Origin of the sequence: Rhizobacter terrae (assembly GCF_003852895.1) — a bacterium.
Lineage (GTDB): Bacteria > Pseudomonadota > Gammaproteobacteria > Burkholderiales > Burkholderiaceae_C > Albitalea > Albitalea terrae.
This window is the reverse complement of sequence record NZ_QUSW01000004.1, coordinates 100,934-117,109: the sequence shown is the minus strand read 5'-3', so window position 1 is coordinate 117,109 and position 16,176 is coordinate 100,934. Positions and strand designations below refer to the sequence as shown.

Genomic DNA, 16,176 nt, shown 5'->3' with positions numbered 1-16,176 from the left:
AAGCCGGTCAAAGCTTGACCGGCCCCTCGATCGCGCCGGCCGTCGCCTCCTTCGCCAGCTTCTGCCGGTTCTTGTCAAGGTAGCTCTCCGCCCGCGAGATCTGCTCGCGGATGAGCTGGTTGTTCTGGCCCATCACGTCGATGGCCTTGGCGCGGAAGGTGTCGATGGCGTCCATGGCCTGGAAGGTCTGGTCGAACATCGTCTTCATCTGCTCGATGCCCAGCATGGGGTTCTCGGCGAACTTCGTGGTCTGCTCGACGTGCTGGTTGAGCTGCTTGCCCGATTCGGCGATGAGCGCGCCGATGGTGTTGTTCACCCCGGTCAGCATCTCCATCACCTTGATCTGGTTGCCGGTGGCGCGCGCCACCGTCTGCGCCGTGGCCAGGGCGCTCATGCCGGTGGTGAGCACGCGCGAGCAGCCGTTGATCATCTCGCGCGCCGTCTGCTTGAGCACGCCCAGCGCCATGTAGGCGTTGATGGTCACGGCCTGCTGCGTGAGCACGTCGGTGAGGTTCTGGCGGGCGTAGAAAAGCACCTCCTGCTTGAGCGCCTGCGCCTTCTGCGGGTCGGTGGATTCGAGGGAGTCGACCTTGCTCTTGAGCTGGCCGTCCAGCGTGGTGGCGAAGCGTGCGGCGGCGGCGAGCTTTTGCAGCGCCTCCCACACCTGGGCGCGGGTGGTATCGATGGCGGCCACATCCTTTTGCATGTCGTCGCGCGCCGCATGCACCTGCGACATCGCCGACTGCAACTGGCTGCTGGCGCTCTGGTACTTGCGGAAATAGGCCTGCAGCCGGTTGCCGTAGGGGATGAAGCCCAGCAGCTTGTTCTTCTGCAGCAGGTCGCCTTCCTTGCCCGGGTTCAGCTCGTCGAGCAGCCCGCGGATCTCGGCGATCGCCTTGTAGGCCGGCGAATCCTCCATGCCCACGAAGTTGCTCTGCATGAAGCGGTTCTGCATCAGCGCGGAGGCGGTGGAGATTTCCTCGCGGCCGAGCGCGAAGGCGCTGTCGAGCTTGGTGCGGAAGGCGTCGGAATGCAGGTCTTCCTGCATCAGCGCGTCGATGAACCGGCCGACCTGGTCGTCCACGGCCTTGACGGTCTCCGGCTTCAGCGGCACGGCTTCCTGGACCTGCGCAGCCGGAACCGGCGTGATGACTTCGGGCGGCTGCAGCTGGAAGCTGGCAACCGGGGTGGCGGTGGTGGTCGTGGTGTCGCTCATGATCGCGGCTCCTTGGCCGAGGGAAGATTCAGGAGGGCAGCGCCGGACAACTCGTTGTCGCCGAACTTCTGCTTGAGAAACTGCGAGTGCGCGAGGAAGGCCTGCGCGTCCTGCGAGGCAAGGTCGTCGGCCAGCTCGGAGACCTTGTGCTCCAGCTCGCCCAGGCTGTCGTCGAAGGTGTCCAGCGCGGTCTTGCCGTTGGCCAGCACGCGGGTGCGCGCGTACGAGGTCGGGATGGACAGGTAGGCGTTGAGCGCCTCGGGCAGGTAGGTGATGGCGATGCGCCGGGCGTCGAAGCTGTCTTCCAGCGACAGGTGGCCCTTGGACCGCTCCCATTGCTGCAGGAGCCCGTCCAGCGAGTCGCACAGCGCCATCACCCGCGTCTGCAGGCTGCCCGGCAGGCGGTTGTCGGGGTTGTAGCGGGTCAGGCTGCGCACGCCTTGCAGGGCCCGCTCCATGGCCTCGCGGGCATCGCCTTCATCGCTGAAGTGCAGGGCTTCCCAGGTGGGCGCCGACAGCGAAGGGAAGCCCAGCCACAGGCCTCCCACCACGAAGCCGGCGAAGTAGCCCAGGACGGCGATGGCCAGGCCGGGCGCACCGATCAGGCCCATGCCCTTGAGCACGAGCACGACGCTCGCCAGCCCCAGGCCGATCCAGTTCGGCGGCGAGGCGACGAGGCCCAGCAGCCGCTCACTGATACGCACGGATGTCCTTGAACACGCTGTACAGCGGCGTCTTGCGCGCGTCGAAGAGCCGGCCGCCCGTGACCTTGATCAGGTCGGACAGCTCGCGCTCGTTGCCTTCGCCGAAGAGCACCATGAACACCGGGATGGAGCGGGCGTCCTCGGGCAGGGCCAGGTAGTCCTGCTTGAACTGGGCGAAGCTGCGGCCCTGGTTGTTCTCGCCATCGGTGAAGGCGACCACCGAGTACTGGTAGGCCGGGTTCTTGGCCTTCTCGGCGGCCATGTGCTGCAGCGACTGGTAGACGGCGTCGAACAAGGCCGTGCCGCCGCGCATGCGAAGGCCTTCGGCGAACTGCCGCACGTCGGCCAGCGACTGCTGCTTGGCGTCGCTGTCTTCCTGGATCTGCACGCCCTTGGCCGTGGCCGACCCGCCGGGAATCTCGAAGGCCTGCAGGCCGTAGGGCGTGTCGGAGAAGGGCTGCAGCCACAGCTTCTCGCGGTTGGTCAGGCGGGCAATGCGGCCGGTGAGCGAGCGATCGGCGCCGGCGATGTAGTGCAGCGCCTGCACCAGTTGCTGGCGCCGGCCTTCGCGCTCCATGCTGCCGCTGGTGTCCAGCACGAAGGTGGAAGCGATGGGGCGGCGGAACTCGTTCAGGTAGGCGTCGATGAGCCCGTCGGCCAGCGCGCGGTCGGGAGAGAAGGGCAGCTCCACCCGCATGCCCTGGCTGGGCAGCACGTCGGCCACCTTGGCCGCGAACTCCGGCACGATGGGGCGGCGCAGCGTGGTCTTGGCCAGCCACACCTGCGCAGGCTCGCTCTTCAGGTAGGCGACGACCTTCTGGTAGTCGTCGCGGCGCGCGTCGTTGAGCAGCATGAGCGGGTAGTCGGCGGTGCTCACGCCTTCGTGCGGGTACACCAGCACCAGCTTCTCGCGCAGCTTGCCCGACTGGTTCAGGCTCAGCAGCCAGCTCTCGTAGTTGATGAAAGCGTTGACATACGTGCCTTGCTGCTCGATGAAGCGCTCGGACAGGTAGGTCGAGTTGTCGCCGGGCAGCTTGTAGCCCTTCAGGAAGGCGGCGATGGCGGCGCGGTCCACGTCGGCCGCCGTGAGCCCGTCCGTCTTCTGGCTGGTGGCCGCCACCACGCCCATCAAGGCCATGAAGCCCTGGTTGGACGTCGCGGGGTTGGACAGCGCGTAGGTCAGCTTGCCGGCCTTGGCGGCCTCGGCAATCTCCTTCCACGTCACCTTCGACGCCTTGGCGGCATCGTCCCAGCCCAGCTTCTTCGCGGCCGATTCACTCACGCCCACGGCGATGGGCGACAGCATGATCTTTTCCTGCAGCTTCACACGCGACTGGCCCTGCGCATCGGCCAGCAGGTACTTGGCGTTGGCGAACCAGGCGACGTCGGCATCGCCCTTGCCGTTCATCACCGCCTCGGTGCTTTCCATGGTGCCGCCGAACTTGAAGCGCAGCTTCACGCCGGTGGCCTGCTGCACCATGTCCTGCAGGGGCTCGATGTCCTTCAGGTCGCTGGTGGCCAGCACCTTGAGCACCGCGTTGTCGGCGGCGGGCGCGGAGGGCAGTGCCACAGATTTGCTGGGCTCGGGCGGCGCTTCCTTTCGGCCGCAGCCCACGAAGCCCAGCACCAGGAACATGCCGGCCCAGGCCAGCCAACGGGATCTCATTGCGTCATCTCCTTGGACACCACCTCGATCATCTCCGCCATGATCTCGAAGGACGGCGGGTCCACCACGTTGGCCAGGCGCGTCTCGATGGCCAGGCCCGTGGGCTTCACCGCCTGGGCGAAGCGCTCGGGGTCGGCGATGCGGAATCCGTACTCCACCGCGATGCCCTGCAGCTCGGCATTGGTGCTGAGCAGCGTGCCCAGCGCCTTGGCGCGCTCATTGGTCGCGACGAACACCACCTTGTTGGTGATGGTGGGTTGCGGGTACATCAGCACCATGTCTGCCGCCACGCCCTTCTTGGCCAGCGCGTAGGTCACCATCTGGTTCTCGTAGATCCAGGCCAGCGGCGTCTTGCCGATGCCCTGGGAGATGTAGTCCTCGAAGTTGCCGTTGACGTAGTTCTCCTGGTAGCCCTGCCGCTTGAAGAGTTCGGCCAGCTTGACCGCCACCTTCCGGGCGGTCTCGCGGTCGGTCACCATGTCGCCGTTGAGGGCGCCGCTGGTGAGGGCGAGGTACATGGCGGCCGAGTTGCTGCGGCGCACGTCGGTGGTCGACACGAGCACGCTGCGGCTCACGTCGTAGGCGCCGGCGTTCTTCAGGTCCTTCCAGCGCTTGCGTGCCAACATGGCCTGCGTGAGCTTGTCCATGTCCACGGCGTAGACCTTGGGCTGCAGTGGCTTGGCGATGCCGTTGTCCACCAGGATCTTCGCCACCGGCTCCCAGGAGGCGATGACCATGGGCGTGTAAAACGGCGCGTACTGCGCGGTGGTGATCTTGGCCTGGCGCGCGGCGTCGGCGATCTGGTTGGCAGCCACCACGCCGGAAGGGAAATAGAAGTCGGCCTTGGCGCCCGCGGCGACCTTGTCGGCCATTTCGCGGCTGCCGATGCGCGTGGGCTTGACGGGCAGCTTGTTGGCGGCCAGCACCTTCATGACGCGCGGGTCCTTGAAGAACTCCTCCACGTCCAGGGCGATGAACCCATTGAGCTGCTCGACGGACGCTTCCTCGACGGCGGCCTGGTGCTCGATCTGTTGCTGATGCTGGTTTCTGAGGGAGAAAACCACTGCGGAACCGAAACCGGCCAGCAGGGCCAGGGTGACCAATACCTTGGTCGGAGTGTTCATGTCCTGGAACGCTCGGGTAGTGCGGACGGCGCGAGTCTATCCGGCCCGCAGGACATTTGGGGCTCCCCCCTTGGTGTGAACCCTCGGTATTCGTGCGGTGGCCGGTCAACCGAATAAAACTCAGCTGCGGCGCAGGCAAACTCCCGGCCATGACTGCTACCTCATCCCCCCGCCTGGCCGGCCACGCGCTGGTCGAGGCCCTCGTCGCCCAGGGCGTGGACACCGTCTTTGGCGTTCCTGGCGAGAGTTACCTGGCCGTCCTGGACGGCTTCCACGAGCATCGTGACCACATCCGCTTCATTGCCTGCCGGCAGGAGGGCGGCGCGTCCTTCATGGCCGAGGCGCAAGGCAAGCTGACCGGCCGCCCGGGCGTGTGCTTCGTGACGCGTGGTCCGGGTGCGACCAATGCCAGCATCGGCTTGCACACCGCTTTCCAGGACAGCACGCCGATGGTGCTGTTCATCGGCCAGGTGGCCAGCGACCAGCGCGACCGCGAGGCCTTCCAGGAGGTGGACTACCGGCAGATGTTCGGGCCGGGGACGCTGGGCTTCGCCAAGTGGGTCGGCGAGATCCACGACCCGAATCGCCTGCCGGAGTACGTGGCGCGCGCCTTCCACACCGCCATGCAGGGCCGGCCCGGGCCGGTGGTGCTGTCTCTGCCGGAAGACATGCTCACGCAGATGACCAGCGCACCGGTGCTGCCGCGCGTGGAGCCGGCGCAGGCCTGGCCCGCGCCGGGCGCGCTGCGCGAGGTGCGCTCGATGCTGCTGGAGGCCCGGCAGCCGTTCGTGATCGTGGGCGGAAGCGGTTGGGACGAGGCGGCGTGCAATGCGCTGGAACGCTTTGTCGAGGGCTGGCAACTGCCCGTGGGTTGCGCATTCCGATTCCAGGACACGCTGGACAACCGGCATCCGAACTACGCGGGTGATGTGGGCATCGGCATCAATCCGAAGCTGGCCAAGCGGATCGAAGAGGCGGACCTCGTCATCGCCATCGGGCCGCGCCTGGGGGAGATGACGACCGGTGGCTACACGCTGCTGAAGGCGCCGCAGCCGGTGCAGAAGCTGATCCACATCCACGCCGGCCCCGAGGAGCTGGGGCGGGTGTACGCGGCCGACCTGCTGCTGCAGTCGTCGATGTCGAACGCCGCCAAGGCGCTGGAGACGCTGGCGCCGCCGACCACGCTGCCCTGGACCGAATGGACCCGCGCAGCGCATGCCGACTACGAGGCCAACCTCGTGCCCGCGCCGGTGGAGCCGCTGGACATGGCCGAGGTCATCAAGGCCGTGCAGCGGCTGGCGCCCGAAGACACCGTCTACACCAACGGGGCAGGCAACTACGCGGGCTGGCTGCATCGCTTCTGCCAGTACGTGGGGCTGAAGAAGCATGGCAAGACCCAGCTGGCGCCGACGTCGGGCGCGATGGGCTACGGCGTGCCGGCCGCGGTGGCGGCGTCGCTGCTGTATCCGCAGCGCACGGCGGTGAACGTGGCGGGGGACGGCGACTTCCTGATGACGGGGCAGGAGCTGGCGACGGCCACGGCCTACGGTGCCACCAAGCTCATCAGCATCGTGGTGGACAACGGGACCTACGGGACGATTCGCATGCACCAGGAGCGGGAGTATCCGGCCCGGGTGAGCGGGACGGACCTGTTCAATCCGGATTTCGCGGCACTGGCGCGTGCCTATGGCTGGCGTGCGGAGACGATCGATCGCACGGAGCAGTTCGAGCCGGCCTTCGCCGCGGCGCTGGCCAGCGGCAAGCCGACGCTGCTGCACCTGCGCCTGTCGTCGGATGTGATCACGAGCCGGACGACGCTGGGAGCGATCCGCTCCGCGGCGCAAAAGCGCAAGGCCTCGGAGTAGTCAGCGGGGGTGTCAGCGCTTCGCCCCGCGAAGCATCAGCACCACCCCGACCAACACCACGCCGGCCGCCATCCATTCGAAGCTGGTCACGACCTCGTTGGCCACGGCCACGCCCAACAGCATGGCGATCACCGGGTTGACGAACGTGTAGCTCGATGCCAGCCCCGCCGGGGCATGGGCCAGCAGCACCATGTAGGCGTTGAACGCGATCAGCGAGCCGAACACCACGAGGTAGCACCAGGCCGCCACGGCTGCCGGCTGCGGCGGCCAGTGCGGCGTCTCGCCGGCGATGGCCGACATGCCGAGCATCACCACGCCGCCGCAGATCATCTCGCTTGCGAAGCCCGTCGCACCGGGGGCGAGCGGCAGGTTGCGCTGGCTGAGCACGCTGCCCACCGACCAGGTGGTGCAGGCGACGATGATGGCGATCAGCCCCGTCGGCGATGCCTGGAAGCCGGCGCCCTGCGTGAGCATCAGCACCCCGGCCAGGCCGACGAGGATGCCCGCCAGCTCCAGCCGGCCGGGCTTGACGCCGTAGAGCAGGTTGAGCGCCGCGATCATCAGCGGGCACACGGCGATGAAAGCCACCACCAGGCCCGAGCCGACCGTCACTTCCGCATAGGCGGTGCAGCCCATGCCGCCGCCCAGCATCAGCGCGCCGACGATGGCCGCGTTGCGCCATTGCACCGCGTTGGGCCAGGGCGCGCCGCGCCAGCGCATCCAGGCCATCAGCACCACGCCGGCGAAGAGGAATCGCGAGCCCATCTGGAAGAAGGGCGGGAAGCTCAGCAGGGCGAACTTGATGGCGAGGTAGGTGGAGCCCCACACCAGCCAGGTGGCGGCCAGGCACAGCAGGAGCAGGCCGGACAGCGGGGTGGTGGTGGGCGTGCGGGAGGCAAGGGTGGTCATGGTCGTCGTCGTGGGCTGCGTCAAATCGAGGGAAGGCTCAACGAGCGATACATCGTATGAAGGTGTGGGGGTTGATTCCATGGGAAAGCCACGGTTTTCACCGTACGATGACCTTGAGATTCCTGGCAAAACGAGGCTTTCACCTTGAACATTGAGCTCGACGCCCACGACACCCGCATCCTCGCCGAACTGCAGGCCGATGCGCGCCTGACCATGGCCGAACTCGGCCGCCGCGTGCACCTGAGCCAACCGGCCGTCACCGAGCGCGTGCGCAAGCTGGAATCATGCGGGGTCATCACGGGCTACCGCGCAACGGTGGACCTCACCAAGCTGGGCTACGGCATCCGTGCGGTCATCCGCGCAGGCCGCGCGGAATACGCTCGCGTGGTCAAGCTGGTGATGTCGACGCCCGAGGTCGTCAATGCCTACAACGTGACCGGCGAAGACAGCTGGGTGATCGAGATCGCGGTGATCGACGTCGCGCACCTGGACTCGGTGGTGAGCAAGCTGTGCAACCTCACGGAGACATCGACGGCCATCATCCTCAACACGGTGCGTGAGCATCAATCGATGGCGCCGGCACGGCAAGAGAATGTCAAGCCGGCCGTGCGCAAGCGCCGCAGCGCCTAGATCGGCTTCTCCACGGTCGTCCTGGCAGCGCGCGCTACGCTTACACGTTGCAAGCATTGATTCCCGCGCCAACGGTCGCGAGCCCCTACCATCCCACCACAGCGAGTCCTGCCATGACCACGCCCGATTTCTCCACCTGCGACCTCTGTGACGTCCACAAGAACGACGGCAGCGGTGCGTTCCGCGTGCTGCCGCCCGTGTTCAAGGATTTCGGCGCCCGCAAGCGCTTTGCCGGCCCGGTGAGCACCATCAAGTGTTTCGAGGACAACTCGCTGGTCAAGGCCGCGCTTGACGAACCTGGCCGCCAGCGCGTGCTGGTGGTGGATGGCGGCGGCTCCCTTCGCCGCGCCCTGGTTGGGGGCAACCTCGCCGCCGCGGCCGAGCGCAACGGGTGGGCCGGCGTGGTGGTGCACGGCTGCGTGCGCGACAGCGCCGAGCTGGTTGCGGCCGAAGTCGGCATCCGCGCCCTGGCGCTGATGCCGCTGCCCACCGAGAAGCGCAATGCCGGCGAGCGCGACGTGCCGGTGCAGATCGACGGCGTGTGGGTGCGCCCCGGCGACTGGCTCTACGCCGACGAGGACGGCATGGTCGTCATGCCTGAACCCAAATAAGGCCACACCGATGCCGCGTGCCCCTCATCAGCAGTTCCATGAAAGGCATGCCGCAGCGTGAACATCCGTGAGTTCTCTGAGCAGACCGGCCTGAGCGCGCACACCCTGCGCTACTACGAGCGCGCCGGCCTCATGGGCGACGTGGCGCGCGACGAGAACGGCCACCGCGTCTACGGCCCTCAGGATTCTCAATGGGTGAGTTTCCTGCACCACCTGCGCGAGACGGGCATGTCCATCCGCGAGATGGAGCGTTATGCCTCGCTGCGGGGGCAGGGCGATGCCACCTTGCAGCAGCGCCTTCAGCTGCTGGAGCAGCACACCGACCAGCTCGCCAGGCACCTGCGCGAGCAGCACGAGCACCTGGCCAAGCTGCGCGAGACGGTGGCCGTCTACCAGAACCGCGTGCACGGTCGCGTGCTGCGCGGCGGCGACGGCCGCGACCTCACGGCCTCGCCACCTCCAGCAGGCGATCCAGCCCACCGTCGTTGATGGCCACCATGGCCTGGTCGCGCACCTTGGGCTTGGCGTGGTAGGCCACGGACAGGCCTGACACGCCCATCATCGGCAGGTCGTTGGCGCCGTCGCCCATGGCAATGGCCTGCTTCGGGGCTATGTGCAGCAGCGCGCAAGTGGCCAGCAGCATCTTCTTCTTCTCCTCGCCGTCGCAGATGTCGCCCCAGGGCTGGTCCACCATGCGGCCGGTGAGCAGGCCGTCTTCCACGCCCAGCACGTTGGAGCGGGTGTAGTCGATGCCCAGCCTGTCGCGGATGCGGTCGGTGAAGAACGTGAAGCCGCCCGACACCAGCAGCGTCTTCAGGCCCGCGGCCTGGGCGGCACGCACCAGTGCCTCGGCGCCCGGGTTGAGCTGCAGCCGCTGGTCGAACACCTCGTGCAGCGCGCTCACCGGCACGCCCTTGAGCAGGGCCACGCGCTGGCGCAGGCTCTCCTTGTAGTCGGTGATCTCTCCGCGCATGGCGGCCTCGGTGATGGCGGCCACCTCTTCCTTGCGGCCCGCGGCGGCGGCGATCTCGTCGACGCATTCGATGTTGATCAGCGTCGAGTCCATGTCGAAGGCGATCAGCTTGAAATCGGCAAGGCGAAGCGGTGGCGTGAAGCCTCGGAGGACGAGGCCGTCTGGCGTGGAAGTCGACATGGGGGAAATCTCGGAAGCGGACGGCGATTTTAGGGCCGACGATGGATGCATCCGGGGCAGCCGATTCGACGTAGATCGCTCGATCGCTTCCGCCCGCAGAAAGGACTACCCATGGCCGCCGTGCTCCAGTTTCCGCTCGATATCGCCGAGCACCGCCGCGGGCGCCTGCGCGGCTTCCAGTCCGGCGCGAAAGAGTTCGGCGAGACGACGGTGGAGGTCGCGGGCACCTTGCCCAACTGGCTTCGTGGCCGCTTCCTGCTCAACGGCCCGGCCTTGTGGGACCTGCCGCAGGGCCGCTACGAGCACTGGTTCGACGGCCTGGCCATGCTGCATGCCGTGCATTTCACCGACGAGGGCGTGAGCTACCGCAGCCGCTACCTGCAAAGCGAGGACTACCGCGCGAGCATCGCCGCCGGCAAGCCCGCGATGGGTGGCTTCGGCACCGACGATCCACCGGGGCTGCTGCGCCGGCTGTCGGGCATCGTCTCGCCGCGCGTCACCGACAACGCCGCGGTGGTGATGTCGCGCATCGGCCGGCAATGGGTGGCCACCACCGAGACGCCGCGCATGGTCGGCTTCGATGCGGCGACGCTGGACACCACCGGCCCGATCCACTTCGATGACCAGGCGAAGATCCACCTCATGTCGGCGCATGGCATCGGTGATGCGCAAGGCAACCACTGGAACGTGGGCGTGGAGCTTGGCCCCAAGTGCATCTACAAGCTCTTTCGCATCCGCCCCGCGGTGATGAAGCGTGAGGTGGTCGGCGAGATCAAGGTACCGGCCTCGGGCTATCTGCACGCCTTCGCGATGACGCCTCGCCATGCCCTCGTCTGGGAGACGGCGCTGCGGGCGCAGGCGCTGGGCTTCGTCTTCACGGGCAAGGCCTACATCCGCAACTTCAAGTGGCAGCCGGAGCTGGGGTCGATGATCCACGCCATCTCGCTGACGGACGGCAAGGTCACGAGCTGGCAGGTGCCGGCCATGCTGGCCTTCCATGCGGTTCAGGCGTACGAGCGTGGCGACGAGACGGTGCTGGAGCTGTCGGTGTTCGACGATGCACGCCTGATCGAAGACCTGGGAATCGACGCCCGCCGCGAAGGACGTCCGCTCAGCTCGCGCCCCGCCTTGCGCCGCTACCGGTTGCAGCGTGGCAAGACGCAGGCCGTCATCGAGGAGTTCGGCGTGCCGATCGACCAGCCCCAGGTGCACCCCGACCGCTGGGCGCAGTCGCAGGCTACCGTGGCCTGGGGCACCGGCGTGAACACCGACGGCGACGGCGCGCTGTTCGACCGCACCTTGCGCATCGACCTCGCCACCGGCGAGCACCGCATGTGGCGCCGCGCCAATGCCTTCCAGCTCGAACCCATCTTCGTGCCGCGTCCCGGCAGCGCGGTGGAAGACGACGGCGTGCTGCTGGTGCCCACGCTGGCCGACGAGGACGTGGGCAGCGTCATCGCGGTGGTGGATGCATCCACCATGCAGAGCATGGCCACGCTCGCGATGCCGCAGGTGATGCCCTTTGGCTTCCACGCGGCATTCGAGTGATGCGGCGCTAAGCCTCGGCCTTCGGCGTCCCCAGCGCGCGCAGCACATCGCGAATCAACTGCGCCCGGTCCTTGGGCTCGGGCGTGTCCTTCTCGATGCGCAGCTTGTCGTTGCCCGCGAGCTTGATGTGCCGGTTCTTCTGCACCAGCTCGATGATGCGCATCGCATCCACCGGCGGGTTGGGGCGGAAGCTGATCACCATCAGCTTGGGCGAGGCATCGACCTTGACGACGCCGTAGGGCTTGGCCAGCACGCGAAGGCGGTGCACGTCGAACAGCGTCTGGCCCTGCGGCGGCAGCTTGCCGAAGCGGTCGGTGATCTCCTCCAGCATCGCATCGATGTGCTCGGACTTCTCCGCCGTGGCCAGCCGCTTGTACAGCGACAGCCGCGTGTGCACGTCGCCGCAGTAGCTGTCGGGCAGCAGGGCGGGCGCGTGCAGGTTGATCTCGGTGGCGGCGCTCAGCGGCGAGAGCAGGTCGGGCTCGCGGCCGGCCTTCAGCGAACGCACGGCTTCGGACAGCATGTCGTTGTAGAGCTGGAAGCCCACCTCCTGCATGTTGCCGCTCTGGTTCTCGCCCAGCACCTCGCCGGCACCGCGGATCTCCAGGTCGTGCATCGCGAGGTAGAAGCCCGAGCCCAGCTCTTCCATCTGCTGGATGGCCTCCAGGCGCTGCGCCGCCTGCTTGGTGAGGCCTTCGACGTCGGGCACGAGCAGGTAGGCGTAGGCCTGGTGGTGCGAGCGGCCGACGCGGCCGCGCAACTGGTGCAGCTGCGCCAGGCCGAACTTGTCGGCACGGCTCATGACGATGGTGTTGGCGCTCGGCACGTCGATGCCGGTCTCGATGATGGTCGAGCACAGCAGCACGTTGTAGCGCTGGGCCACGAAGTCGCGCATCACCGCTTCCAGCTGGCGCTCGGGCATCTGGCCGTGGGCCACGCCGATGCGAGCCTCGGGCAGCAGCTCCTGCAGCTTCTCGCGCCGGTTCTCGATGGTCTCCACCTCGTTGTGCAGGAAGTAGACCTGCCCGCCGCGCTTCAACTCGCGCAACACCGCCTCGCGGATGGTGCCGCTGTTCTCGGTGCGCACGAAGGTCTTGATCGCCAGGCGCCGCTGCGGCGCGGTGGCGATGACGCTCAGGTCGCGCAGGCCTTCCAGCGCCATGCCCAGCGTGCGGGGGATGGGCGTGGCGGTCAGCGTGAGCACGTCCACCTCGGCGCGCATGGCCTTGATGGCTTCCTTGTGCCGCACGCCGAAGCGGTGTTCCTCGTCAATGACGAGCAGCCCCAGCCGCTTGAACTTCACCGTCTGGCTCAAGAGCTTGTGCGTGCCGACCACGATGTCGATGGTGCCGTCCTCGATGCCTTCCATCGCGGCCTTGATCTCCTTGGCCGAGCGGAAGCGCGAGAGCTCGGCCACCTTCACCGGCCACTTGCCGAAACGGTCGGAGATGTTCTGGAAATGCTGCTCGGCCAGCAGCGTGGTCGGCGCGAGGATGGCCACCTGCTTGCCGCCTGTCACTGCGACGAAGGCGGCGCGCAGGGCCACCTCCGTCTTGCCGAAGCCCACGTCGCCACAGACGAGGCGGTCCATGGGCTTGGGGCTCACCATGTCCTGGATGACGGCGTGGATGGCGGCCTGCTGGTCGGGTGTCTCCTCGAAGCCGAAGCTCGCGGCGAAGGCCTCGTAGTCGTGTGGCTGGAATCGGAAGGCGTAGCCCTCGCGGGCGGCTCTGCGCGCATACAGGTTCAGCAGTTCGGCTGCCGTGTCGCGCACCTGCTCGGCCGCCTTGCGCTTGGCCTTGTCCCACTGGCCCGAGCCCAGCTTGTGCAGCGGCGCCTCGTCCGCGCTCACGCCGGTGTAGCGGCTGATGAGGTGCAACTGCGCCACCGGCACGTACAGCGTGGCCTTGTCGGCGTATTCCAGGTGCAGGAACTCGCTCGGGCCATCGCCCAAGTCGATGTTCATCAGGCCCACGTAGCGGCCGATGCCGTGGTTGGCATGCACCACCGGGTCGCCGACCTTCAGCTCCGACAGGTCCTTGATGAGCGCATTGACGTCGCTGACCTGCTCCTGCTTGCGGCGCCGGCGGGCGCTGGGCGAGGTGGCGAAGAGCTCGGTCTCGGTGACGAACTGGACCGCCTTGCCCTGCTCCGGCTCGTGCCAGAAGAAGCCTTCGGCCAGCGGCGCGGCCGTGATGGCGAAGCGCTCGTCGCCGGCCTCGAACTCGGCCAGCGTGGACACGCTGGGCGGTTCGATCTTGTTGTCGCGCAAGAGCTCCAGCAGGCTTTCGCGCCGGCCTTCGCTCTCGGCCACGATGAGCACGCGATGCGGCGTCTGGCCCACGTGCAGCTGCAGCTTCTTCAGCGGCTCCGGCGCGCCGCGGTCCACGCTCAGGTCGGGCAGCGGGCGTGCCCAGTCCACCGGCTCCTTGCCACGCACCGCCAGCACAGCGTGGGCGTTGGCCAGGGCGAAGAAGTCCTCGGTCTTGAGGAACAGCTCCTCGGGCGGGAGGATGGGCCGCTCCTTGTCGTGCTGCAGGAAGCGATGGCGTTCGCGGGTGTCGACCCAGAAGCGCTTGAGCGCCTCGTCGATCTCGCCGTGCAGCGCAATGCTGGCCGTCTCGCCCAGGTATTCGAAAAGGGTTGCCGTTGAATCGAAAAACAGCGGCAGGTAGTACTCGATGCCCGCGGTGGCGATGCCCGAGGCGATGTCCTTGTACAGCCGCACCTTGGTCGGGTCGCCCTCCATCTTCTCGCGCCAGCGGGCGCGGAAGGCGGTGCGCGAGTCCTCGTCCATCGGGAACTCGCGGCCGGGCAGCAGGCGCACCTCGGGCACGGGGTAGAGGCTGCGCTGCGAATCGGGGTCGAAGGTGCGGATGGAATCCACCTCGTCGCCGAAGAGGTCTACCCGGTAGGGCACGGGCGAGCCCATGGGGAAGAGGTCGATCAGCCCGCCGCGCACCGCGTATTCGCCGGGCGACACCACCTGGCTCACGTGCGCGTAGCCCGCCAGCGTGAGCTGGGCCTTCAGTGCCGCCTCGTTGAGCTTTTCCTTCTGCTTGAAGTGGAAGGTGTAGCCCGCGAGGAAGCTGGGCGGCGCCAGGCGCACGAGGGCGGTGGAGGCGGGCATGAGCACCACGTCCACCTCGCCCTGGCGGATGCGCCACAGCGTGGCCAGGCGCTCGGAAATGAGGTCCTGGTGCGGCGAGAAGGTGTCGTAGGGCAGGGTCTCCCAGTCGGGGAAGACGGCGATGCGCAACTGCGGCGCGAAGAAGGCCAGCTCGCCTTCCAGCCGCTGCGTGTCCGCCGGCTCGGCGGTGACGATGGCGGTGAGCTTCTTTGCAGCGGCCTGTTCACTCGCGAAGCGCGCCAACAGCATCGCATCGGCCGAGCCGATGGGACGGGGCAGGGTGAATCGTTTGCCGGGGGCGATCGAAGGAATCTGCATCGAGGGAAGGAAAACCGTGGTGCCAAAGCAAATCGCCCCGAGAGGCGCGTCCCGCGGGGCGATGCAAAGTGGGACGAATTATAGAATTCGCCCGCATTCCCGACTGCCGATGACCAGCACTCAGCCCTCCCTCTTCTATGCCCTCGTGCCCTGCGCCGGTGTTGGTTCGCGTGCCGGCACGGTGGGCCCCAAGCAATACGCCCGGCTCGCCGGGTCCACGGTGGTGGGGCACACGCTGGCCGCCTTGTCGCGGGTGAAGCGGCTGCACCAGGTGCTGGTGGTGTTGAGCCCGGAGGATGACGAATTCGAGTGGCAGGTGCCCGGCTTTCCCGGCTGGGTGTGCCGCAAGGGCGGGGCGAGCCGGGCGGAGTCGGTGGCCAACGGGCTGGCCGAGCTGATCGCCCACGGCGCGACAGCGAATGACTGGGTTCTGGTGCACGACGCGGCGCGCTGCCTGATCCGGCCCGAATGGGTGGATGCGCTGATCGACGCCTGCGCCGGCGATGAGGTGGGTGGGCTGCTGGCGCTGCCGGTGCCCGACACCCTGAAAGAAGAACGTGAGGGCCGCGTGTCCTTGACCGTCGACCGTGCCCGCAAGTGGCAGGCCCAGACGCCGCAGATGTTCCGCATCGGACTGCTGCGGCAGGCGCTCGAAGGCGCTGGAGCACAGGTGACGGATGAGGCCAGCGCGATCGAGGCGCGCGGCCTGTCGCCACGGCTGGTGACCGGCTCGCTGGAGAACTTCAAGGTGACCTATGCCAATGACTTCGACCTGGCCGAAAGGCTGCTGAGGACTCGCGCATGAGCAGCCGTCCGCCGCAAGCCCGCATGCGCATCGGCGAGGGCTGGGACACGCACCAGTTGGTCGAAGGCCGCCCGCTCATCCTGGGCGGCGTGGAGATTCCTCACACCCATGGGCTGCTGGGGCATTCCGATGCCGACGCCCTGTGCCATTCGATCACCGACGCGCTGTTCGGTGCGTGCGCGTTGGGCGACATCGGCTACCACTTCCCCGACACCGACGAACGCTTCAAGGGCGCGGATTCGCTGGCCTTGCTAGCCGAAGCCGCGCGCCGCGTGAAGGCGGCAGGCTGGCAGATCGGCAACGTGGACAGCACCATCATCGCCCAGGCGCCGAAGATGGCGCCTCACATCCTCGCGATGCGCCAGCGCCTGTCCACGGCGATGGGCGTCGCGGTCGAGCAGGTGAGCGTGAAGGCCAAGACGGCCGAGAAGATGGGCCCGGTTGGCGAGGGCAAGGCGATCGAGGCGAGGGCGGTCTGCCTGCTGTTCAAGCCGTGA

At 67.6% G+C, this 16,176-nt stretch carries 14 protein-coding genes; 7 read left to right on the top strand and 7 right to left on the bottom strand.

All coding sequences use genetic code 11. The annotated features are described in order from the left end of the window. Positions 1 to 7: 7 nt before the first annotated feature. The 4 genes from DZC73_RS15415 to DZC73_RS15400 are packed head-to-tail and all read right to left on the bottom strand — an operon-like array spanning position 8 to position 4,710. Entirely contained in the window at positions 8 to 1,216 is a 1,209-nt protein-coding gene (locus tag DZC73_RS15415) for a toxic anion resistance protein (protein WP_124541251.1), read from the bottom strand. Beyond that, positions 1,213 to 1,920: a hypothetical protein gene (locus DZC73_RS15410; protein ID WP_124541250.1), complete on the bottom strand. Its 708-nt coding sequence runs from the start codon at positions 1,918 to 1,920 to the stop codon at positions 1,213 to 1,215. Before DZC73_RS15410 ends, DZC73_RS15415 begins: the two co-directional genes overlap by 4 nt. Next, positions 1,907 to 3,586, bottom strand: a complete 1,680-nt coding sequence (locus DZC73_RS15405) for a vWA domain-containing protein (protein ID WP_124541249.1) — start codon at positions 3,584 to 3,586, stop codon at positions 1,907 to 1,909. The genes DZC73_RS15410 and DZC73_RS15405 overlap by 14 nt, the downstream gene beginning before the upstream one ends. Beyond that, positions 3,583 to 4,710 (bottom strand): hypothetical protein, encoded by a 1,128-nt coding sequence (locus tag DZC73_RS15400; RefSeq protein WP_124541248.1) that lies wholly within the window; start codon positions 4,708 to 4,710, stop codon positions 3,583 to 3,585. The genes DZC73_RS15405 and DZC73_RS15400 overlap by 4 nt, the downstream gene beginning before the upstream one ends. 149 nt (positions 4,711 to 4,859) lie before the next feature. Between DZC73_RS15400 and DZC73_RS15395 the strand changes: the two genes are divergently transcribed. Then, positions 4,860 to 6,575 carry a thiamine pyrophosphate-binding protein gene (locus DZC73_RS15395; protein WP_124541247.1) on the top strand — a complete coding sequence of 572 codons (1,716 nt, stop codon included), beginning with the start codon at positions 4,860 to 4,862 and terminating at the stop codon, positions 6,573 to 6,575. A gap of 12 nt (positions 6,576 to 6,587) precedes the next feature. On the opposite strand, the gene DZC73_RS15390 is transcribed toward DZC73_RS15395, so the two are convergent. Continuing rightward, a complete protein-coding gene (locus DZC73_RS15390) occupies positions 6,588 to 7,484 on the bottom strand; it encodes an EamA family transporter (RefSeq protein ID WP_124541246.1) in 897 nt (298 codons plus the stop codon). Positions 7,485 to 7,628: 144 nt separating this feature from the next. On the opposite strand from DZC73_RS15390, the gene DZC73_RS15385 reads away from it, so the two are divergent. From DZC73_RS15385 to DZC73_RS15375, 3 genes are all read left to right on the top strand, one after another. Continuing rightward, positions 7,629 to 8,114, top strand: coding sequence for an Lrp/AsnC family transcriptional regulator (locus tag DZC73_RS15385; protein ID WP_268879043.1), 486 nt, complete (start codon positions 7,629 to 7,631; stop codon positions 8,112 to 8,114). A gap of 113 nt (positions 8,115 to 8,227) precedes the next feature. Next, complete coding sequence (gene rraA, locus DZC73_RS15380) at positions 8,228 to 8,725, top strand: ribonuclease E activity regulator RraA (protein WP_124541245.1); 498 nt, start codon at positions 8,228 to 8,230, stop codon at positions 8,723 to 8,725. Between the two features lie 57 nt (positions 8,726 to 8,782). Next, entirely contained in the window at positions 8,783 to 9,214 is a 432-nt protein-coding gene (locus DZC73_RS15375; RefSeq protein WP_124541244.1) for a MerR family transcriptional regulator, read from the top strand. On the opposite strand, the gene serB is transcribed toward DZC73_RS15375, so the two are convergent. Continuing rightward, complete coding sequence (gene serB / locus DZC73_RS15370; protein WP_124541243.1) at positions 9,168 to 9,878, bottom strand: phosphoserine phosphatase SerB; 711 nt, start codon at positions 9,876 to 9,878, stop codon at positions 9,168 to 9,170. The genes DZC73_RS15375 and serB overlap by 47 nt on opposite strands. 111 nt (positions 9,879 to 9,989) lie before the next feature. Here serB and DZC73_RS15365 point away from each other — a divergent pair, with 111 nt between their 5' ends. Then, positions 9,990 to 11,426 (top strand): carotenoid oxygenase family protein, encoded by a 1,437-nt coding sequence (locus DZC73_RS15365; protein ID WP_161974604.1) that lies wholly within the window; start codon positions 9,990 to 9,992, stop codon positions 11,424 to 11,426. A gap of 7 nt (positions 11,427 to 11,433) precedes the next feature. On the opposite strand, the gene mfd is transcribed toward DZC73_RS15365, so the two are convergent. Next, entirely contained in the window at positions 11,434 to 14,874 is a 3,441-nt protein-coding gene (gene mfd / locus DZC73_RS15360; RefSeq protein WP_124541241.1) for a transcription-repair coupling factor, read from the bottom strand. A 109-nt stretch (positions 14,875 to 14,983) separates the two neighbouring features. Here mfd and ispD point away from each other — a divergent pair, with 109 nt between their 5' ends. Further along, positions 14,984 to 15,679, top strand: a complete 696-nt coding sequence (gene ispD / locus DZC73_RS15355) for a 2-C-methyl-D-erythritol 4-phosphate cytidylyltransferase (RefSeq protein ID WP_124541240.1) — start codon at positions 14,984 to 14,986, stop codon at positions 15,677 to 15,679. Continuing rightward, entirely contained in the window at positions 15,676 to 16,176 is a 501-nt protein-coding gene (gene ispF, locus DZC73_RS15350; protein WP_235835146.1) for a 2-C-methyl-D-erythritol 2,4-cyclodiphosphate synthase, read from the top strand. Before ispD ends, ispF begins: the two co-directional genes overlap by 4 nt.